This window comes from Tardiphaga sp. vice304 (assembly GCF_007018905.1).
Taxonomy (GTDB): Bacteria; Pseudomonadota; Alphaproteobacteria; order Rhizobiales; family Xanthobacteraceae; genus Tardiphaga.
Genome location: NZ_CP041402.1, coordinates 5,078,157 through 5,099,274 on the forward strand (window position 1 = coordinate 5,078,157; position 21,118 = coordinate 5,099,274).

Annotated in this window: 18 protein-coding genes; 8 read left to right on the forward strand and 10 right to left on the reverse strand. The window is 64.2% G+C overall.

Translation table 11 applies throughout. The annotated features are described in order from the left end of the window. Position 1 precedes the first annotated feature (1 nt). The 6 genes from FNL56_RS24285 to FNL56_RS24310 form a co-directional block, all read right to left on the reverse strand. Positions 2–706 (reverse strand): ABC transporter ATP-binding protein, encoded by a 705-nt coding sequence (locus tag FNL56_RS24285; protein ID WP_143575401.1) that lies wholly within the window; start codon positions 704–706, stop codon positions 2–4. Continuing rightward, entirely contained in the window at positions 690–1,424 is a 735-nt protein-coding gene (locus FNL56_RS24290) for an ABC transporter ATP-binding protein (RefSeq protein ID WP_143575402.1), read from the reverse strand. The genes FNL56_RS24285 and FNL56_RS24290 overlap by 17 nt, the downstream gene beginning before the upstream one ends. Further along, on the reverse strand, positions 1,421–2,407 hold the full coding sequence (locus FNL56_RS24295) for a branched-chain amino acid ABC transporter permease (protein WP_143575404.1): 987 nt from the start codon (positions 2,405–2,407) through the stop codon (positions 1,421–1,423). The genes FNL56_RS24290 and FNL56_RS24295 overlap by 4 nt, the downstream gene beginning before the upstream one ends. After that, a complete protein-coding gene (locus tag FNL56_RS24300) occupies positions 2,407–3,285 on the reverse strand; it encodes a branched-chain amino acid ABC transporter permease (RefSeq protein ID WP_168203019.1) in 879 nt (292 codons plus the stop codon). The genes FNL56_RS24295 and FNL56_RS24300 overlap by 1 nt, the downstream gene beginning before the upstream one ends. Positions 3,286–3,506: 221 nt before the next feature. After that, on the reverse strand, positions 3,507–4,757 hold the full coding sequence (locus FNL56_RS24305; protein WP_143575406.1) for an ABC transporter substrate-binding protein: 1,251 nt from the start codon (positions 4,755–4,757) through the stop codon (positions 3,507–3,509). A gap of 90 nt (positions 4,758–4,847) precedes the next feature. After that, a complete protein-coding gene (locus FNL56_RS24310) occupies positions 4,848–5,660 on the reverse strand; it encodes a putative hydro-lyase (RefSeq protein ID WP_143575407.1) in 813 nt (270 codons plus the stop codon). A gap of 122 nt (positions 5,661–5,782) precedes the next feature. Here FNL56_RS24310 and FNL56_RS24315 point away from each other — a divergent pair, with 122 nt between their 5' ends. Genes FNL56_RS24315 through FNL56_RS24325 form a run of 3 tightly spaced genes read left to right on the forward strand, consistent with a single transcriptional unit; the run spans position 5,783 to position 8,924 of the window. Continuing rightward, positions 5,783–6,715, forward strand: a complete 933-nt coding sequence (locus FNL56_RS24315; protein WP_143575408.1) for a LysR family transcriptional regulator — start codon at positions 5,783–5,785, stop codon at positions 6,713–6,715. 38 nt (positions 6,716–6,753) lie between these two features. Continuing rightward, positions 6,754–8,001, forward strand: coding sequence for a Zn-dependent hydrolase (locus FNL56_RS24320; RefSeq protein ID WP_143575410.1), 1,248 nt, complete (start codon positions 6,754–6,756; stop codon positions 7,999–8,001). Between the two features lie 14 nt (positions 8,002–8,015). After that, on the forward strand, positions 8,016–8,924 hold the full coding sequence (locus FNL56_RS24325) for an NAD(P)-dependent oxidoreductase (protein WP_143575411.1): 909 nt from the start codon (positions 8,016–8,018) through the stop codon (positions 8,922–8,924). A gap of 219 nt (positions 8,925–9,143) precedes the next feature. Here the strand turns inward: FNL56_RS24325 and FNL56_RS24330 are convergent, their stop codons facing one another. Beyond that, positions 9,144–10,220 (reverse strand): tartrate dehydrogenase, encoded by a 1,077-nt coding sequence (locus tag FNL56_RS24330; RefSeq protein WP_143575412.1) that lies wholly within the window; start codon positions 10,218–10,220, stop codon positions 9,144–9,146. 205 nt (positions 10,221–10,425) lie between these two features. On the opposite strand from FNL56_RS24330, the gene FNL56_RS24335 reads away from it, so the two are divergent. Beyond that, positions 10,426–11,202: an SDR family oxidoreductase gene (locus tag FNL56_RS24335; protein ID WP_143575413.1), complete on the forward strand. Its 777-nt coding sequence runs from the start codon at positions 10,426–10,428 to the stop codon at positions 11,200–11,202. Positions 11,203–11,326: 124 nt separating this feature from the next. Here FNL56_RS24335 and FNL56_RS24340 read toward each other — a convergent pair whose 3' ends face one another. Then, a complete protein-coding gene (locus FNL56_RS24340) occupies positions 11,327–12,172 on the reverse strand; it encodes an alpha/beta hydrolase (RefSeq protein ID WP_143575414.1) in 846 nt (281 codons plus the stop codon). A gap of 113 nt (positions 12,173–12,285) precedes the next feature. Between FNL56_RS24340 and FNL56_RS24345 the strand changes: the two genes are divergently transcribed. From FNL56_RS24345 to FNL56_RS24360, 4 genes are all read left to right on the forward strand, one after another. Continuing rightward, positions 12,286–13,713, forward strand: coding sequence for an amidase (locus tag FNL56_RS24345; protein ID WP_143578347.1), 1,428 nt, complete (start codon positions 12,286–12,288; stop codon positions 13,711–13,713). 444 nt (positions 13,714–14,157) lie between these two features. Further along, positions 14,158–15,393, forward strand: coding sequence for an MFS transporter (locus FNL56_RS24350; RefSeq protein WP_143576351.1), 1,236 nt, complete (start codon positions 14,158–14,160; stop codon positions 15,391–15,393). A 30-nt stretch (positions 15,394–15,423) separates the two neighbouring features. Continuing rightward, positions 15,424–16,086, forward strand: coding sequence for a sulfite oxidase-like oxidoreductase (locus tag FNL56_RS24355; protein WP_143575416.1), 663 nt, complete (start codon positions 15,424–15,426; stop codon positions 16,084–16,086). A 96-nt stretch (positions 16,087–16,182) separates the two neighbouring features. After that, positions 16,183–17,406: a bifunctional alpha/beta hydrolase/OsmC family protein gene (locus FNL56_RS24360; RefSeq protein WP_143576352.1), complete on the forward strand. Its 1,224-nt coding sequence runs from the start codon at positions 16,183–16,185 to the stop codon at positions 17,404–17,406. A gap of 229 nt (positions 17,407–17,635) precedes the next feature. On the opposite strand, the gene ppdK is transcribed toward FNL56_RS24360, so the two are convergent. Together ppdK and FNL56_RS24370 are read right to left on the reverse strand one after the other, a co-directional pair. Continuing rightward, positions 17,636–20,653: a pyruvate, phosphate dikinase gene (gene ppdK / locus FNL56_RS24365; protein WP_143578348.1), complete on the reverse strand. Its 3,018-nt coding sequence runs from the start codon at positions 20,651–20,653 to the stop codon at positions 17,636–17,638. Between the two features lie 95 nt (positions 20,654–20,748). After that, entirely contained in the window at positions 20,749–20,907 is a 159-nt protein-coding gene (locus FNL56_RS24370; RefSeq protein ID WP_143575418.1) for a DUF3096 domain-containing protein, read from the reverse strand. Positions 20,908–21,118: the final 211 nt, after the last annotated feature.

Genomic DNA, 21,118 nt, shown 5'->3' on the forward strand with positions numbered 1-21,118 from the left:
TCTACAGCCCCAGATACGCCTTCCTGACATCCGCATTGCCCATGATGTCGGCGGCCTTGCCCTGCATCTGGACGCGGCCGGTCTGCAAGATATAGGCGCGGTCGGCGATCTCCAGCACTTCGGACATCCGCTGCTCGACGATCAAGACGGTCATGCCCATGTCGCGGATCTTGACCACGGCCTGGAAGATCTCGTCGACCAGCTTCGGCATGATGCCCTGCGAGGGCTCATCGAGCATCAGGAGCCGCGGGCGGGTCATCAGCGCGCGGCTGATCGCCAGCATCTGCTGTTCGCCGCCGCTCAATGTTTCGGCGCGCTGCTCGAGGCGTTCCGCCAGACGCGGGAACAGGTCGAACACCAGCTTTAGCGGTTCGTCGCGGTCGGGCTTGCCGCGATACATGTAGCTGCCGAGCCGCAGATTGTCGCCGACCGACAGCCGCGGAAACAGCCGACGGTTCTCCGGCACATAGGCGATGCCACGCGCGGTGATCAGATGCTGCGGGATGCCGTTGATCTGCTCGCCATCGAAGGTGACCGTGCCCGAGCGCGGGCGCTCGGCACCCGCAATGGTCTTGATCAGCGTCGACTTTCCGGCACCATTGGCGCCGCACACCGCGACGATTTCGCCCTTCGCGACATCGATCGTGACTTCTGAAATGGCGACCAGCCCCTGATAGGCGGTGGAGACTTCACGCACCGACAGCATGGCGATCCCCGAGATAGGCACTGATGACTTCGGGATGCCGGACGACATCCGCGGGCTTGCCCTCGACGAGGACCTTGCCGAGATTAAGCACGATGGCGCGGTCGACCAGCGGCATCACGATTTCCATGACGTGCTCGACCATCAGGACAGTAACGCCGGTCTCGCGCACCTTGCGGACCAATGCCACGCCCGACTGCGCCTCAAGCGGGGTGAGCCCCGTGAGGCACTCGTCGAGCAGCAGCAGCTTGGGCTCGGTGGCCAGCGCACGCGCCACTTCGAGCCGGCGCTTCTCGGACGGAATGAGCTGGCTGGCCAGCACATGGGCGCGCGCGCCGAGGCCACAGAATTCCAGCACCTCATGCGCCTTGCGGCGCGCTTCCTTCATCACCGTCGTGCGGATCAGCGCGCCGACGATGACGTTATCGATCACCGTCATGGTCTCGAAGCTCTTCACCACCTGAAAAGTGCGGGCGATGCCGCGCTGGCAGCGCGCCGCCGCCGGCAGATTAGTGACGTCCTCGCCGTTGAACCAGATCGACCCTTGCGTCGGCGGCAGCACGCCGGCGATCAGGTTGAACAAAGTGGACTTGCCGGCGCCGTTCGGGCCGATCAGGCCGACGATCTCGCCACGGCCGACCGAGATCGACACGTCGCTATTGGCGATCAGGCCGCCGAAACGCTGAAACACGCCGCGGGTCTCTAACAGGGGTGTCGTCATTGCGGCACTCCTTTGGAAGCCGGTTTGCGCGAAAACAGGCCGATCAGCCCCTCCGGCCGCGCCAGCGAGATCAGCACGATGACCGCGCCATAAAGGATGAGGTCGACGCCGCGGCCGGAGCCGCCGAGATAGTTGCGGGTGAGCTCCGTGAGCGGGATCAGGATCACCGCGCCGAGCACCGGCCCCCACAGCGTGCCGATGCCGCCCAGCACCGCCGGCAGCGCCATCAGCAGCGAGAACTGGAAGGTCATGACGCTTTCGGGGTCGATATAGGAGACGTATTGCGCATACATCGCGCCGCCGATCGCGGTGAGGAAGGCGGAGATCGCCGCGGCGCCCATCTTGGAATTGAACACCACGACGCCCAGGCTCTCGGCGGCTTCGGGATTATCCTTCACCGCGCGCCACCAATAGCCCCATTTGGAGTTTTCCAGCTTCCAGGTGACGAACCAGGCGACGCAGCAGAACACCAGCGCGAAGTAGTAGTAGGGCAGCTTGCTGCGGGTGAACTGGAAGCGCGCCCACGAGTCGCCGCGCACCGGCACGTCGATGCCAAGTGCGGCGCCGGCATATTCCCAGTTGTGGAACAGCAGCAGGCCGATTTCGGCGATCACGATGGTGGCGATGACGAAGTAATGGCCGCGAAGCCGGAAGGTCGGATAGCCGAGGCCCAGCGCGATCAGCGCCGAGATCGCGCCGCCTGCGATCATCCCGAACCATGGCAGCACGCCGAACTTGGTCAGCAGCAGCGTGGTGGTGTAGGCGCCGAGGCCGAAATACAGCGCGTGGCCGAGCGAGATCTGGCCGCAATAGCCGCCGAGGATGTTCCAGCTCTGCGACAGCGCTGCCCACATCAGGGTCAGCACCATGATGTTCTGGACGTTGACGTCCTTGACGAAGAACGGCACGACGGCGGCAAGCGCCGCGAGGAAGATAGCGAGCGTGAGGTCGCGGCGGCGGGTCTGGGTGTAGGTCTGGTCCATCAGATCGATCCGAACAGGCCGCGGGGCCGGATGAACACCACCAGCAGATAGACGGCGTAAATGCCGACCGACTTCAGCGACGGCGGCAGGATCAGCGCGGTGGAGGCTTCCACCAGACCGACGATGATGCCGCCGGCAAAGGCGCCGAACACCGAGCCGAAGCCGCCCAGCGCCACGGTGACATAGGCGATCAACGCGAACGACGCGCCGACATCGGGATAGATATAGAAGAACATCGCCATCACCGCGCCGGCGAGGCCGACCAGCGCGGAGCCGAGGCCCCAGCCGAGTGCGAACACCTTATTCTTGTCGATGCCAACCAGCGCCACCGCGCCGGCGTCTTCGCGGGTCGCTTCGAGCGCGCGGCCGAAATCGGTCTTCTTGATGAAGAAGTACAGCGCGCCGAACGCGCACAGCGAGATCAGCGCGCCGACCAGCTGCGGCACCGGCAGGAAGATGCCGCCCAGCGACACCGTCTTGCCGCCGAGCCACGAGGTCGGGATGCTGCGATAGTCGGGCGTGAAGAAGAACTGCGCCAGGCCACGGATCAGGATGGCGAGGCCGAAGGTGGCGAAGATCTGCACCATGCCGATATTGGATTTGGCCCGCATCGCGAACCGCACGACGAGAAGATAGATCGCCGCCCCGAAGGCGAACATGCCGGCCGCCACCAGGGGAGCCGCCAGCAGCGGATCGATGGCGAAGAAGGCGAACATGAAGAACGCGCCATACATCGCCAGCATCAGGAATTCGCCATGCGCGAAGTTGGTGACGTCCATCAGGCCGAAGATCAGGGCCAGACCGACCGCAATCAGGCCGTAGAGCAGCCCCATCAGCAGACCGCTGGCAAGAGACTGGATGATGGTGGCGGCGGTCAAGGGGCGATCCTCTCGGTCAATCGGGCGTATCTTGATACAAGTGACGTCATCCATGTTGTCGTCCCCGCGAAAGCGGGGATCCATAGCCTCCGTCCTCTAAATCGGAAGACGGCGGTAAGGCTATGCGAAAACACGGCCTCGGAGGGTATGGGTCCCCGCTTTCGCGGGGACGACACGGCGTGTGGAGTGGCGGCGGCGCCAAACAGAGGCGCCGCGCTTTCTTACTTCATCGGCCAGGTCGCTTCCGCGATCGCGCCCTGCGGCGGGAACACGGTGACGAATTTGCCGCCGGTGTATTGCAGCAGCACCGGATCGGCGAAATTGTTCTGGCCCAGTTCGTCGAACTTGACCTTGGCCCACGGCATGATGGTCTGCTCGCCCGGCATGTCGGTGGCGACCAGGGCTTCGCGGATCTTCTCGCCGTCGGTCGACTTGGCGCGGTTGATGGCGTCGGCCATCACGATCAGGCCCATGAACTGGCGCGACGAGTAATCGTTGAAGTCCTTGCCGGACTTCTCCTTGTACATGTCGTTGATCTTGCCGACCATCGGGCGCTTGGCGGCGAGATCGAGCGAGAACGAACCGCGCGAGATGACGCCGGGGATCCTGTCGCCGACGGCGTCATACAGCGCCTTTTCGGAGAAACCGGCGTCCTGCGCCACGATGGCGTTGGCCTTGTAGCCGAGTTCGCCCATCGTCTTGATCAAGAGGATGCCGTCGGTGGTGTAGCTGGAGGGCATCAGCACGTCGGCATTGGCCGCCTTGAGCTGCTGCACTTCCGCCGTCAGCGACGGCGAGTTGGCGCGGTACTTGATGTCGGCGACGATCTTGTAGCCGCGGTCGGCGGCGAGCTTGAGCTGCGCATTGGCGGAGTCGGTGCCGAAGATGGTGTCCTCATGGAACAGCGCCAGCGTCTCGATCTTCTGGCCCTTCTTCTTCATCGCGTCGAAGAAGTCGAACATCGCGGTCGAGAACATCTCGTCATGCGGGGCGGCGCGGAAGTAATATTTCAGGCCGCGACGATGCAGGCTCGGCGACGAGTTGTCGGCCGAGATGAACGGGATCTGGTAGCGTTCGCAGATCTGGCTGACGGTGACAGCCACCGCGCTCTGGTAGGTGCCGACGATCGCGCAAACCTTTTCCTGGGTGATCAGGCGCTCGGCTTCGGCGCGGCCCTTCTGCGGGTCGGCCTGATGATCGGCGAATACCAGTCGCACCTTGGCGCCGCCAAGGCCGGAAAAGCCTTCGCCGCGCGCCAGCGGCAGGTCGAAATCGTAGTTCTTGTTGATGATGTCGGCGGCGGTCTCGAACGCCTTCTGGGCATCGACGCCGATCTGCGCGGAGGCACCGGACAAGGGATAAATCACGCCGATCACGACTTCCTTGACCTGCGCGCGAGCGCGCCTTGCAAGCGGCATCAGGGTCGCTGCGGCAGCGCCGCCCAGCAATACGTTTCGGCGAGATATCGTCATGTCGTGATCCTTTGTGACTGGCGGCTATCGATGAGACTAAACAAGGTTACGGTAAAGCCTGAAAGAACGGCAAGCTGCTTCTTGTAAAACTTATAAAACAGCCAGGTGCTTGTTCTTGAGATCGGTAATGAGCATCACACCCGGCGCGTGCGTGATCGCGAACGGCACGCGCGCCGCCGCGATGACGCTCTGCGGGGTGACGCCGCAGGCCCAGAATACCGGAATCTCGTCGTCGTTGATGTGCACGGCATCGCCATAGTCGGGCTTGTTGATGTCGGCAATGCCGATCGAATGCGGCAGGCCGAGATGCACCGGCGCGCCGTGCACCGCGGGAAACCGCGAGGTGATCTGCACGGCTCGGATCGCATCGCGCGGCTTCAACGGCCGCATCGACACCACCATGGGACCTGCGAACGGGCCGGCCGGCTGGCAGGCGATGTTGGTGCGGTACATCGGGACCAGCACGTCCTGTTCGATGTGGCGGATCGGCAGGTCGTCGGCCATCATCGCCTCCTCGAACGAATACGAGCAGCCGATCACGAACGACACCAGATCGTCGCGCCAGTATTTCATCACCTCCGCCGGACGGTCGATCGCCTCGCCATCCTTCCACACGACGTATTGCGGGATGTCGGTACGGATATCGAGGTCGAGGCCGAGCGATGGGATGCGCGGATCGCCCGGATCCGACATGCCGATGATCGGGCACGGCTTCGGATTGAGCTGGCAGAAGCGGTGGAAGTCAGCGGCCTGGGATTGCGGCAGAATCACCAGATTGCCTTGGACAAAACCCGGCGCGACGCCGGCCGTGCTGCCATATTTGCCGGCGCGATAGCCGCGGCGCGCAACGGCACTCGGCAGCATCTCGGCATCCCCCGGTCGCTCTGCTGAAAAACTCGCCATCGCAGGTCCCTGCCTAATTTCGCCTCGACAGGGACTGAAACCTAGGACTAAGATAATGTCTAATCATGTTTTTTAATATCAATCGATAAATCCTTGTTATCGACTAAGGACGTTGCAGCGGCATGGCCGATTTCAAAGGGCTGGAAACCTTCCTCTGGGTGGTGACGCTGGGCAGCTTTCGCGGCGCCGCGCAGAAGCTGAACACCACACAGCCAGCGATCTCGCAGCGCATCGCGCAGCTCGAGCGCGAGATGGGCGTGCGGCTGCTGCAGCGCGACCGCAAGATCGCCTCGCCGACGCCTTCCGGCCGGCAGTTGATGGTCTATGCCGAGAAGCTGATCGGCATGCGCGCGGAGATGATGGCGGCGGTCAGCGACCGCTCGGCGATGCGCGGCGTGCTGAGGCTCGGCGTCGCCGAGACCATCGTGCATACCCTGCTGTCGCGGCTGATCAAAAGCGTCAACGAGGCCTACCCCAATCTGACGCTGGAGATCGAGGTCGACATCACCTCCAATCTGCGGACCCGGTTGCTGGCGCAGGAAATCGAGCTGGCGCTGCTGATGGGCCCGGTGAGCAGTTCGACGGTGCGCAACCGGTTGCTGTGCGACTATCCTATCGGCTTCCTCGCCAGCCCCGCGCTCGGACTGGGCGATCGGATGCTGACGGTGCAGGATCTCGCCAGGCATCCGATCATCACCTTTCCGCGCAAGACGCAGCCCTACGAGATCGTGCGTTCGCTGTTCAACCGGCCAGAACTGCCGCCGATCCGGCTGCATGCCTCGGCCTCGCTGGCGACCGTGATCCACATGGCGATCGAAGGTCTCGGCATCGCCGTGATCCCCACCGCGATCGTCCAGAACGAGCTGGCGGACGGCCGGCTGCAGCTCCTCAATACCGATGTGGAAATGCAGCCGCTGACATTCTCGGCAAGCTGGCTGGCGTCGCCCGACACGGTCGCGATCGAACTCGTCGCCGAGCTCGCCGCACAGCTGACGCAAAAGACGTCTTTGCAGCCCAGCCCGTCGGTTGACGTCTCCGCGGCGCCGCGTCATTGAAGAATGCCTCCTCAACGCGAACTATCCAGGACATGCCCATGACCAAGCTTGGCGATAATCTCAAAATCGATTCGGCGCGGCTCTGGGACACGATTGGCGAGACGGCGAAATTCGGCGCGACCGCGAAAGGCGGCGTGCGACGGCTGACGCTGAGTGCCGAGGACAAGCAAGTCCGCGACTGGTTTCGCACCGCCTGCGAGACGGCCGGGCTCGACGTGCATATCGATGCGCTGGGCTCGATGTTCGGCCTGCGTAAGGGACGCGACATGTCGAAGGCGCCGATCGGGATCGGCTCGCATCTCGACACCCAGCCGACCGGCGGCAAGTTCGACGGCATTCTCGGCACGCTGGGCGCGCTCGAAGTGATCCGCACGTTGAACGATGCCGGCATCGAGACCGAGCTGCCGATCTGCATCGCCAACTGGACCAATGAAGAAGGCTCGCGCTTTGCACCGGCGATGATGGGCTCGGCGGCCTATGTCGGCGACTTCACCACCGATGACATCCTTTCCCGCAAGGACATCGCCGGCGTCAGCGTCGGCGAGGCGCTGGACCAGATCGGCTACCGCGGCGACGTGCCCGTCGGCACGCAGAAATTCTCCGGCTTCGTCGAACTGCATATCGAGCAGGGCCCTATCCTGGAGGCCGAAGGCAAGACCATCGGCGTGGTCGATTCCGGCCAGGGCGTGCTGTGGTTCGACGGCAAGATCACCGGCTTCGAAAGCCATGCTGGCTCGACCCCGATGCCGCTGCGCCGCGACGCGCTGGCGACCTTGTCCGAGATCGTGCTGGCGACCGAACGGGTGGTCAGCAATATCGGCGCGCTGGGCACCATCGGCGAGGCGGTGATCGCCAACGCGTCGCGCAATGTGATCCCCGGCGAGATCGCCTTCACGATGGACCTGCGCAGCGTCGATGACGGCAAGCTGGAAGCCATCGAGCGTGGCGTGCGCGACGCCATCAAGGAGATCGCCGCGCATCGCAAGGTCGAGGTGACCTTCGACAAGGTCTGGCACAAGCCGCCGACGCATTTCAACAAGGACTACATCGCCGCGGTCGAGCACGCCGCCGAGACGCTGGGCTATTCGCATCGCCGCATCACCTCCGGCGCGGGACACGATGCCTGCAACCTCAACACGGTGATGCCGGTATCGATGGTATTCGTGCCGTGCAAGGACGGCATCAGCCACAACGAGCTGGAATCCTCCACCCAGGACGACTGCGCGGCGGGCGCCAACGTGCTGCTGCACACGGTATTGGCGCTGACCGGCGTCGCGTCGAAGTAAGGAAGGGGCATCTCATGCGCGCCGTATTCGTCGATGCCAGCGAAGAGCTGGCGCTCATCATGGAACGCCTGAAAGAGAGCGGCGACATCGCGGTGAAGATCCATCGCGATGCCGACATCACGCCGGCGGAGCTGCCGCAAGTGCTCGACGGCGCCGAGATCGCCATCGTCGACCACACCTATCTGCCGACCGAGATTGCAAAGCAGTGCCCTAAACTCAAGCACGTCGTGTTTCTCGGTACCGGCGCGCGCAGCTACATGCATATCGAGGAGCTCGCCGGGCTCGGCATCGAGGTGCACCTGATCCGCGGCTATGGCGACACCGCGGTGGCCGAATGCGCCATCGCGCTGATGTGGGCGGGTGCGCGGGGCCTCGCCGAAATGGACCGCGAGATGCGCGCCGGCAACTGGCTGCGCGACGAGGGCATGGAGCTGACCGGCAAGACCATCGGCCTGCTCGGCTTCGGCGGCATTGCCGCAGAGGCCGCCCGCATCGCGCATGGATCGGGCATGAAGGTACTGGCCTGGAACAGGACGCCAAAGACCCATCCCGGGGTCACCTTCGTCGACCTCGACACGCTGCTTGGACAGAGCCACGTGCTCTCGATCCATCTGCTGCTCAACGATGACACCCGCGGCTTCCTGTCCCGCGAACGCATCGCGCAGATGAGACCGGGCGCGATCCTGGTTAACACCGCGCGGGGCGCGGTGGTGGACGAAGCCGCGATGGTCGATGCGCTCAGATCCGGCCATCTGCGCCATGCCGGCCTCGACGTGTTCGACATCGAACCGCTGCCGGCGGGCCATGTGCTGACGACGCTGCCGAACGTGACGCTGTCGGCGCATTCCGCCTTCCGCACGCCGGAAGCCAGCGACAATCTGATCGCCGCGGCGTGGGCGCATTGCCGACGGATTGCGGGGTAATTCTATAGTTGCGCGACGATGCCAATGGTCCCCCTCCCCCTTTCGGGGAGGGTCGGCCGAATGAGCGATGATGCGATAGCATCATCGGGAGTGGAGGCCGGGGTGGGGGTGCCACGGGCGACAGAGTTTGTGGCTCCCCCCTCCCCGACCCTCCCCCGCAAGGGGGGAGGGAGCACTTCGCCTGCGCTACTTAATAGGACGCGGGAGCGACCTGACGGCCTACTCCACCATTTCCGCAACAGCCTTGCCGCACGCGCCCGTGTCGGCCTGGCCGCCGAGATCCCGCGTGCGCAGCGTGCGTTCGCCGAGGGTACGCTCGATCGCTTTGACGATCGAATCCGACGCGGCCTTCTCGCCGAGATGCTCCAGCATCATCGCGCCGGACCAGATCATGCCGATCGGATTGGCGATGCCCATCCCGGCGATATCCGGCGCCGAGCCGTGCACGGGTTCGAACACCGACGGAAAATCGCCGGCCGGATTAATGTTGCCGGACGGCGCGATGCCGATCGTGCCGGTGCAGGCGGGACCCAGATCCGACAAAATATCGCCGAACAGGTTGGAGCCGACCACGACGTCGAACTTGTCGGGATTCAGCACGAAATGTGCGGTGAGAATATCGATGTGGAACTTGTCCCAGCGCACGTCCGGATAGGCCTTGGCCATCTCCTCCACGCGCTCGTCCCAATACGGCATGGTGATCGAGATGCCGTTGGACTTGGTCGCCGAGGTGAGATGTTTCTTCGGCCGCGACTGCGCGAGGTCGAAGGCATATTTCAGGATGCGATCGACGCCTATGCGCGTCATCACCGTCTGCTGGGTGACGAATTCGCGGTCGGTGCCGGGGAACATGCGACCGCCGACCGACGAATATTCGCCTTCGGTGTTCTCACGCACGACCCAGAAATCGATGTCGCCGGGATTGCGACCGACCAGCGGGCTCGGCACGCCCGGCATCAGGCGCACCGGGCGCAGATTGACGTATTGGTCGAACTCGCGACGGAACTTGATCAGCGAGCCCCACAGCGAGATGTGATCCGGAATCTTGGCCGGCAGGCCGACGGCGCCGAAATAGATCGCGTCATGGGTGCCGATCTGGTCCTTCCAGTCGTCCGGCATCATCTGGCCGTGCTTGGCGTAATAATCGTAAGATGAGAAGTCGTAATGATCGAAATGCAGCTTGATGCGGTGCGCCTTGGCGGCGGCTTCCAGCACGCGCAGGCCCTCGGGCATCACTTCCTTGCCGATGCCGTCACCGGGGATGACAGCGATGCGGTATTCTTTCTGGGTGCTCACTTCAGGTTCCTTCGCGTCAGAAAAACTGAAGCGAGCTGTGGACCAAACCGGCCCCGCGATCAACGCTGCAGTGCAATGTTGACCGCTTTTGCCGCACCGGCCTAACTCGGATCGTAGCCCGGATGGAGCGAAGCGGAATCCGGGATCAAACATCGACGACAGCCCCGGATTCCGCTTCGCTCCATCCGGGCTACAGGAAAATCGAATGGACCTTCATCTGCACGGCAAGCGCGTTCTGATCACCGGTGCGTCAAAAGGCATCGGCGCCGCCGCGGCCGAGGCTTTTGCCGCCGAGGGCGCGCATCTGCATCTGGCCGCGCGCAACGTCGCGCTGCTGGAGGCGTTGGGCGACCGGCTGCGCGCCAGGCACCAGATCGACGTCACCATCCATCCGGTCGACTTGCGCCAGCCCAACCAGCTCGCAGCGCTGGCAGAGGCCGCCGACGAAATCGACATCCTGGTCAACAATGCCGGCGACATCCCCGGCGGTTCGCTCGAGAAAATCGACGAACCGACCTGGCGCCACGCCTGGGACCTGAAGGTATTCGGCTTCATCAATTTGACGCGGCTGGTCTATGCAAGGATGAAGGCGCAGGGGCACGGCGTCATCATCAACGACATCGGCGCCGCCGGTGAGAAATTCGACGCCAACTATATCTGCGGCAGCGCCGGCAACGCCGCGCTGATGGCCTTCACCCGCGCTCTCGGCGGCAAGAGCCTGAAGGACAATATTCGCGTCGTCGGCATCAATCCGGGCCCGGTCGAGACCGAGCGCCACATTACGCTGATGAAGACCCGCGCCAAGGCGCAGTTCGGCGACGACAACCGGTTTCGCGAATTGCAGTCCGGCCTGCCGCTCGGCCGGGCCGCGCATCCTGCCGAGATCGCCGACCTGATGACGTTCCTCGCGTCGGACCGCGCGGGATATACGTCCGGCGTGATCTACACGGTGGACGGCGGGCTGAGCGCGGGGTGGGTGTAGGGCTGCGAGGTACTTGCAGCCCGTCATTGCGAGGAGCACTTGCGACGAAGCAATCCAGTTCTTCCCGATCTCGTGGCTCTCTGGATTGCTTCGTCGCTTCGCTCCTCGCAATGACGACGGAGCGCTAGATCCGCTCCACCATCTGCTTGATCAGCGTGGTGATGCGGCCAGTCGGCGATTCCAGTTGCTCCATCACGGTGAAATGGTTGGCGCCGGGAATTTCCTCGTAGCTGACCGGCAGGCCGTGCTGCGCGCGGAACGCGGCGAGATCCGCGCTCTGCTGGCGAAGAATCGGCAATTCGCCGCCGCCGACCACGATCGACAGCGGCGCCGCGGGGCCGCCGTCCTGCATCAGCGGCGATTGGCGCTGCGCCATCGCCTCGTCGAGCTGCAGCTTCTCGTTGAGATAGGAATGCCGGATCGGCTCCAGGTCGTAGATCCCGGAGATCGCGACGCCGCCCTTGATTGCCGGATGATTGAGCGTGGTGGCGGTGAGATGACCGCCGGCCGACCAGCCGGAGACCACGATGCGCTGGGGGTCGCCGCCCAGCGCCGGCAATTGCTCGACCAGCGCATCGACGCTGGCGTGCAGTTCGGCGACGATCTGGTCGAGCGAGGCCTCAGGCGCCAGCGTGTAACCGACCACCGCGACGTTGATGCCATGCGCCATCGGGCCGGCCGCAAAGCAGGTGAAGAAGTCCTTGGAGCGCATCTGCCAGTAGCCGCCGTGGATCAGCAGCAGGGTCGGCCCGCCCTCGGCGGCCTTCATGAAATCGAATTTGTTGCGCTCGGCGGGACCGTAGGAGAGGTCGAGATGCGCGGGGTATTTCGCTTTCATCGTCTCGGAGCGCTTCACCCAACCGGCGGAGATCTCGGAACTGTTGGAAACGGCCAGGCCGTTGTTGAGCCCGGCATCGAGCTGCTCACGGCTCATCGCGCGCCAGTCTGTTTCGCCGAAAGGCTTACCCATGGTTGCATCCCCGCTATGCGGGCGACAGCCCGCGATTCCACAAATCCGCAAAATGGTCTACACGGCTATTTCGTCGGGATCGACAACAATGCGGCAACGAACTGGAGACGTGCGTGGCGACTGATCAAACACTCATCAAGGCCACGGCCTGCACCATTGTCGACAAGCTCAATGCCGGCGAGGTCTCGCCGCTGGAATTGCTCGACGTGCTGGAAGCCCGCATCGCGGAAGTCGACGGCCAGGTCAACGCGCTGCCGACCCTGTGCTTCGATCGTGCCCGCGCCTCCGCCAGGGAATTGATGAAGCAGCCGGTCGGAAGCCGCGGCCTGCTCGCCGGCATGCCGGTGCCGATCAAGGACCTCACCGCAGTTGCCGGCGTGCGAACGACGCAGGGTTCGTTGATCTACAAGGACGTCGTGCCCGCCGAGTCCAACATCCTGGTCGAGCGCCTCGAAGAGAACGGCGCGGTGATCTACGCCAAATCAAACACGCCGGAATTCGGCGCCGGCGCCAACACCTTCAACGACGTGTTCGGCCCGACCTTGAACCCGTGGGACCTGTCGAAATCCTCCGCCGGCTCCTCCGGCGGCGCGGCCGCGGCGCTGGCCTCCGGCACCGCCTGGCTGGCGCAGGGCTCCGACATGGGCGGCTCGTTGCGCAGCCCGGCCTCGTTCTGCGGCGTGGTCGGCCTTCGCCCGAGCATCGGCCGCGTCGCCAACACGCCCTCGGCGGCGGTGGACCGCACGCTCGGCGTCCAGGGTCCGATGGCGCGCAATGTCGAGGATCTCGCGCTTCTGCTCGACGCGATGAGCGGCGAGCATGTCGCCGACCCCTTGTCGCTGCCGCTGTTGCCGACGTCGTTCCTGTCGGCCGCGCGCTCCGGCAAGGCCCCAGTCCGCGTTGCCTATTCGCCGGACCTCGGTGGCATCAGCCCGGTCGATCCCGAAGTGATCGAAATCACCCGCAAGGCGGCGATGCGTTTCATCGAGGCCGGCGCCCTCGTCGAGGAAGCCTCGCCCGACCTGCGCGAAACCCATGACTGCTTCCATGTGCTGCGCGCCCACGACTTCGCGTTGACCAAGGCCGACCTGTTGCGCGACAAGCGCGAGCTGTTGAAGCCGGAAGTGATCTGGAACATCGAGGAAGGAATCAAGCTCAGCTTCGACGACGTGCAACGCGCCGAGGCGCAGCGCCTGGCGATGATGAATCGCACGCTGGAGTTCTTCAAGACCTACGACCTCCTGATGATCCCCTCGACCATCGTGCCGCCCTGCCCGATCGAGGATCGCTACGTCGCCGAATGCGCCGGCCACAAGTTTGACAACTACATCGAGTGGCTGACGCTGGTGTCGGCGATCACGCTGGTATGCTGCCCGGCGCTGTCGCTGCCGTGCGGCTTTACCTCCAAGGGCCTGCCGGTCGGATTGCAGATCGTCGCCCGGCCGCGCGCCGAGGCGCAGCTATTGGCCGGCGCGCGCGTGCTGGAAGACATCCTCGGCCTGCGCGGCACCACGCCGATCGATCCGCGCCCCGCGAAGTAAGGCCCGCGGCAAGAGCGCTGCTCGTTTCGACAAAACCTCTGCCGATGCCGCCATCATTGCGAGCGCAAGCGAAGCAATCCAGAAAGCTACAAGGGAAGACTGGATTGCTTCGTCGCTTTGCTCCTCGCAACGACGGCTGAGGGCGTGTTGCTGTCCCCCGGCAACGGGGTCGCTTTAGACTTTCGTCGCATAGGACGCGCCCGCAGTCCGACCTTCGCGACATTGCGTTGCAGCAAACCCACACCTCGGCACCTCAGCCTCCATCATTTGGATGCTGCATTGCAGCCACGAGCATTGGCTTTTGGGCAGGATCGTGGCAACGCAGCATTTCATTTCACGGAATAGGACTGACACGTGGCAGAACAGATTGCGGCGCCGAACCCGGACGGCAAACTCCATTTCGACGACGCCAGCAAGCGCATCAAGGCGATCTTCATCGGCTCGATGGGCAACCTGGTCGAATGGTATGATTTCTACGCCTACACCGCTTTCGCGCTGTACTTCGCACCGGCCTTCTTCCCCAACAGTGACCCCGTGGTGCAGCAGCTCAACGCCGCCGTCCTGTTCGCCGCGACCTTCCTGATGCGTCCGCTCGGCGGCTGGCTGTTCGGCTACCTCGCCGACACATATGGCCGGCGGCTGTCGCTGACCCTGTCAGTACTGTGCATGTGCTTCGGCTCGCTGATCATCGCCTGCACGCCGACCTATGCGACGATCGGCTTTGCCGCCCCGGTGATCCTAGCCTTCGCCCGCATGATCGAGGGCCTCAGCCTCGGCGGCGAATACGGCGCCAGCGCCACCTACCTCTCCGAAGTCGCTGATCCCAAGCATCGCGGTTTCTATTCGAGCTTCCAGTACGTCACGCTGATCGGCGGCCAGTTGACCGCGATCATCGTTCTGATGCTGCTGCAGAAGGTGTTTCTCACCGAGCAGGAGCTGAAGGACTGGGGCTGGCGGATTCCGTTCGTGATCGGTGCCCTCCTCGCCGTGTTCGCCGCCGTGATGCGCCGCGACATGCACGAGACCCCGCAATTCCTCGAAGCCAAGCGGTTGAAGAAGCCGATGGGTTCGATCCGCGGCCTGCTGAAGTACCCGCGCGAACTACTCTTGGTGGTCGGCCTCACCGCCGGCGGAACCGCGGCGTTCTATACGTTCACCACCTACATGCAGACCTTCGTCAAGCTCTCGGTCGGCCTGACCACCGACCAGACCACTACGGTGATCTTCGGCACGCTGATCTTCGCCTGCCTTTTGCAGCCGCTCTATGGCGCGCTGTCCGACAAGATCGGCCGCAAGCCGCTGCTGATCTTCTTCGGCGTTGCCGGAACGCTTTCGACGATCCCGATCCTGACGCTGCTGAAGGACACCAAGTCGCCCTTCGTGGCGTTCCTGCTGATCTGCTGCGCCTGGGTGTTCGTCGCCGGCTATACCTCGATCAACGCGGTGGTGAAGGCCGAATTGTTCCCGACCAACATCCGCGCGCTGGGTGTCGGCCTGCCCTATGCGCTGACGGTCTCGATTTTCGGCGGAACCGCGCCGGCGATCGCCTTGTATTTCAAGAGCCTGGGCCACGAGGAATGGTTCTATTATTATCTCAGCGGCATGATCTTCCTCTCTCTGATCATTTACGCCACCATGCGCGACACCAAGCACAACTCGGCGATGCACCGTCACGACTGACGGCGGCGTCGGAAACGACGGAGCACAGCGATGACCGACGATAATCTCCCGCCGGACTCAAAGCTGACCACCAGCAAGCAACGCTGGGCGCGCGAGGGGAAATTCCTCACCGGCAAGATCGCGCGCCCGGAAGACCAGCGGCTCCCGCCCGGCCAGCACCTGACGAAGGACTGGCCGGTGCTGGACCTCGGTGTCACGCCGAACATTTCGAAAGAACGCTGGCGGCTCGACGTCTACGGCGCGGTCGAGCAGCCGCTGTTCTGGGATTTCGCGGAGTTCACCGCGCAGCCGCAGCAGCAATTCATCTCCGACATCCACTGCGTCACCACCTGGTCGCGCTACGAAAATGCCTGGGACGGCCTTTCGACGCGCGAATTGCTGGCGGCGTGCAAGCCGCGTAACGAGGCGCGCTTCGTCGTGCTGCATTCGCATGACGGCTACACGACAAATCTCGCGCTGGAAGATTTCGCGGCCGAGGACGCGCTGCTGGCCCATGCCTGGCAGGGCGCGCCGATCGAGCGCGACCACGGCGGGCCGGTGCGGCTGATCGTGCCGCATCTGTATTTCTGGAAGAGCGCCAAGTGGCTGCAAAGCATCGAGTTCGTCACGGAGGATAGGCCCGGCTACTGGGAAGTCCGCGGCTACCATAACCGCGGCGACCCGTGGCTGGAGCAGAGGTATTCGGACGATTGATCTCCCGAGCTGTCATCCTTCGAGGCCGTCGCAAGGGCGACGGCACCTCAGGATGACGGTAGAGTGGGTGGCACCAAACAGATCAAGGAGCCCGCCGTGCCCACCGAACGCTTCCAGTTTCCCGGCACTGACGGCCATCTGCTGGCCGCAGCACTCGATCTGCCGGATGGTCCCATCCGCGCCACGGCCTTGTTCGCGCATTGCTTCACCTGCAGCAAGGATTCGCTCGGCGCCAAACGGATCGCGACCGCGCTGACCGCGCGCGGCATTGCCGTGCTGCGGTTCGACTTCACGGGCCTGGGCTCCAGCGAAGGCGATTTCGCCAATTCCACCTTCTCCTCCAACGTCGCCGACCTCGTGCTGGCCGCCGATCATTTGCGGGGCCATAGCAAGGCGCCGGCGCTGCTGATCGGCCACAGCCTCGGTGGTTCCGCAATCCTCGCCGCCGCCGCGCAGATCCCCGAGGCCAGAGCGGTGGTGACCATCGCGGCGCCGTCGGATCCTTCTCACGTTACGCACCTGTTCGCCGACCGTCTCGACGACATACGCACAAAGGGCGAGGTCGAGGTGCAACTCGCCGGCCGGCCGTTCCGTATCAAGCGCGAATTCCTCGACGACGTCGCCGATCACAATCTGGCGACCCATATCGCCCGGCTGCGCAAGCCGCTGTTGATCCTGCAATCGCCCACCGACGACACCGTCGGCATCGACAACGCGACGCGGATCTTCCTGGCTGCGAAACATCCCAAGAGCTTCGTGTCGCTCGACGGCATGGACCATATGCTGACGAAACAGCACGATGCAGTGTACGTCGCCGACCTGATCGTCGCCTGGGCGGCGCGCTATCTCGATGCGGTCGTGACAGCGGCGCCGGTCGTGATCGAGCAAGACCCGCGCAAAGTGGTGGTGCAGGAAACCCGCGCCAGCAAATTCCACCAGCAGGTGACGATCGGCCCGCACCGGCTGTTCGCCGACGAGCCTCTTTCGGCGGGCGGGGCGGACAGCGGTCCCAGTCCCTACGACCTGCTGCTCGCCGCGCTCGGCGCCTGTACCGCGATGACGATGCGGCTCTACGCCGACCGCAAGGCGCTGCCGATGGATCGCGTCACGGTGACGCTGCGGCACGGCAAGATCTACGCGAAGGATTGCGCGGAGTGCGAGACGAAGGATGGCATGCTCGACCAGATCGAGCGCGTGATCGCCATCAGCGGCGCGCTGGATGCGGAGCAGCGCCAGAAATTGATGGAGATCGCCGACAAGTGCCCGGTGCACCGGACACTGACATCTGAAGTTCGAATCGTCACGACGGCGGGGGAGTAGTTTTGCAGGGTGCGCCGCACCCTGCACGTCATTGCGAGGAGCGAAGCGACGCAGCAATCCAGAAGGCCACGAAATCTGCAAGAGCTGGATTGCTTCGTCGCAAGGGCTCCTCGCAATGACGAGGAGAGGCCGGTGGGCATCGCGATGACAGCGCTCTCATCACACTAAAATGGCCGGGAAGATCCCCGGCCATTTCGTCTTCAATTCACTAAAGAAATCCCAGTCTGGCTCACGCCTGGCTGGAAATCTCCTTGCCGAGCGCCGCCTGTGCGGCCGCCAGACGTGCGATCGGCACGCGATACGGCGAGCAGGACACGTAGTCGAGGCCCGCCTGGTGGCAGAACGCTACCGACGCCGGATCGCCGCCATGTTCGCCGCAGATGCCGACCTTGATATTCGCCCGGGTCTTGCGACCGCGCTCGACACCGATCTTCACCAGTTCGCCGACGCCGCTGCGGTCGATCGAGATGAACGGGTCGATCGGCAGGATGCCCTTGGCGATGTAGGTGCCCAAGAAGCTACCCGCATCGTCGCGGCTGATGCCGAAGGTGGTCTGCGTGAGATCGTTGGTACCGAACGAGAAGAACTCGGCGGTCTCGGCGATCTCGCCGGCCATCAGGCAGGCGCGCGGCAGTTCGATCATGGTGCCGACGGTGTAGTTCAGCTTGCCGCCGGTCTCCTTCAGCACCGCCTGCGCGGTGGCGTCGATGCGGGCCTTGACGAGGTCGAACTCCGCCTTGGTCGCGATCAGCGGCACCATAACTTCGAGCACCACCAGTTCGCCGGTGCTCTTGCCGGCTTCAATCGCGGCTTCGAACAAAGCGCGCGCCTGCATCTCGGCAATTTCTGGATAGGCAATCGCCAGACGGCAGCCGCGGAAGCCCAGCATCGGGTTGAACTCGGCGAGATCGCGGGCGCGGTCGGCCAGCTTCTTCGCGTCGGTATTCATCGCCTTGGCGACTTCTTCGACCTCGGCCTGGGTGTGCGGCAGGAATTCGTGCAGCGGCGGATCGAGCAGCCGGATGGTAACCGGCAGGCCCTTCATGATCTCGAACAGCTCGACGAAGTCCTCGCGCTGCATCGGCAGCAGCTTGGCCAGCGCCGCGCGGCGGCTCTCCTCGTCGTCCGCCAGGATCATCTCGCGCACGGTGCGGATCCGGGTCTCCTCGAAGAACATGTGTTCGGTGCGGCACAGGCCGATGCCTTCGGCGCCGAATTTCAGCGCGGTGCGCGCATCGTTCGGGGTATCGCCGTTGACGCGGACCTTGAGCTTGCGAACCTTGTCGGCCCAGCCCATCAGCGTGTTGAACTCGCCGGACAGTTCCGGCTCGATCATCGCCATGCGGCCGGCCATCACATGGCCGATCGAGCCATCGATGGTGATGATGTCGCCCGCCTTGAAGGAGCGGTCGCCGATCGACATGGTGCCGCGGCTGTAATCGACCCGGATGGTGCCGCAGCCGGAGACGCAGGGCTTGCCCATGCCGCGCGCCACGACGGCCGCGTGCGAGGTCATGCCGCCGCGGGTGGTGAGGATGCCTTCCGCTGCGTGCATGCCGTGAATGTCTTCCGGCGAGGTTTCGACGCGCACCAGAATCACCTGATGTCCGTCGGCCTGCAGCCGTGCGGCTTCTTCCGACGAGAACACGATTTCGCCCGAAGCGGCGCCCGGCGACGCCGGCAGGCCGGTCGCGATGATGTCGCGCGGCGCGGCGGGATCGATGGTCGGGTGCAGCAGTTGGTCGAGCGAGGCGGGATCGATGCGCGACACCGCGTCGTTCTGCGAGATCACGCCTTCATTGGCGAGTTCGACCGCGATGCGGATCGAGGCCTTGGCGGTGCGCTTGCCGTTGCGGGTCTGCAGCATCCAGAGCCGGCCCTGCTCGACCGTGAACTCCATGTCCTGCATGTCGCGATAGTGCTTCTCGAGCTGCGTGTAGATCCGCGTCAGCTCTTTGAAGGCTTCCGGCATCGCGGCTTCCATCGACGCCTTGTCGGAGCCGGATTCGAGGCGCGCGGCTTCGGTGATGTCCTGCGGGGTGCGGATGCCGGCGACGACGTCCTCGCCCTGCGCATTGATCAGGAATTCGCCGTACAGCCGGCTCTCGCCGGTCGAGGGATTGCGCGTAAACGCTACGCCGGTGGCCGAGGTGTCGCCCATGTTGCCGAACACCATGGCCTGAACGGACACCGCGGTGCCCCAGGATTCCGGAATGTCGTGCAGGCGGCGATAGGTGATCGCGCGCGCGTTCATCCAGGAGGAGAACACCGCGCCGACCGCGCCCCACAGCTGCTCGTGCGGATCCTGCGGGAATTCCTTTCCGGTTTCGTGCGCAACGGCTTCCTTGTACTTGCCGACCAGCGCCACCCAGTCGTCACCGTCGAGATCGGTGTCGAGGTTGTAGCCCTTGCTGTCCTTGTAGGTGTCGAGGATGTCCTCGAAATGATGGTGCTCGAAGCCCATCACGACGTCGGAATACATCGTGATGAAGCGGCGGTAGCTGTCATAGGCGAAGCGCTTGTCGCCGGACAGTTCGGCCAGCGCTTCCACGGTGGTGTCGTTGAGGCCGAGGTTGAGAACGGTGTCCATCATGCCCGGCATCGAGGCGCGGGCGCCGGAACGCACCGACACCAGCAGCGGGTTCTTCGGATCGCCGAAGCCCTTGCCGGTGATCTTGCCGACGGCGGCCAGCGCCTTCTCGACCTGCGCCTTGAGGTCTTTCGGGTAGGTCTTGTCGTTGGCGTAGTAATACACGCAGACCGAGGTCGGGATGGTGAAGCCGGGGGGCACCGGCAGGCCGAGATTGGCCATCTCGGCGAGGTTGGCGCCCTTGCCGCCGAGCAGGTCGCGCAGACCGGCCTTGCCCTCGGCCTTGCCGCCGCCGAACGAATACACCCACTTGCCGGCCTGGATCTTGTCGGCGATCGGCTTGGCCGCGGGCTTGGCGGCAACGGTCTTGCCCTTGGCAATAACCGGCTTCTTGCTGGCGGTGGGCTTCGCCACGACCGGCGGCTTCTTCGGCGCCAGCTTCCTGGCGACGACCTTCGGGGCGACCTTGGCGGCCGGCTTCGCTTTCGCGACAGGCTTCTTCGCGGATTTCCCGGCTTTTTTCGCCACGGCCTTCGCCGGCGGCTTCTTCAACGCCTTGCGGGCGGGAGCCGCTGCGGCCTTCGCGACCTTTTTGGTTTTGGCAGCCGCCTTGGAGTTGGCGGCGGCCTTCGTGGTCTTCGATGCGGTTTTAGCCATGATCTACAATCGATCCGCGAGAGGAAACGTGGGGAAAAGCTGCCGCCTTACACCACGTTTTGGCGGGTTGGCGCAAGGCAACCAGATCAAGCGCGCTACGAAATGTTCAACATCTTCAACACGCCGAGGCCGGCCAGGCCGATGAAGATCAGGTAGATGGCGACGATCAGGTTGAGCAGACGAGGCATCACGAGAATCAGGACGCCGGCGATGAGGGCGACGATCGGCTGGATATGGGCGGCCGTGAGGACCATGGGAAACTCCAGGAGCTGAGGGGTGGGTCGAATCGCTGCGGAAATCTAACCCGCACAAGGGGTTGCCGATACAGACGCCTGCCGGACGCAGGAGTTCCCGATCTTCGCGCGCATTGCATCAAATACCGGCATTCCGTGCCGCTGCATTCCGGAACGTTCTGGGCGACGCGGGATTGGGGAAGGAGGCTGGGCGGCGAGCAGCCCGGCGCAG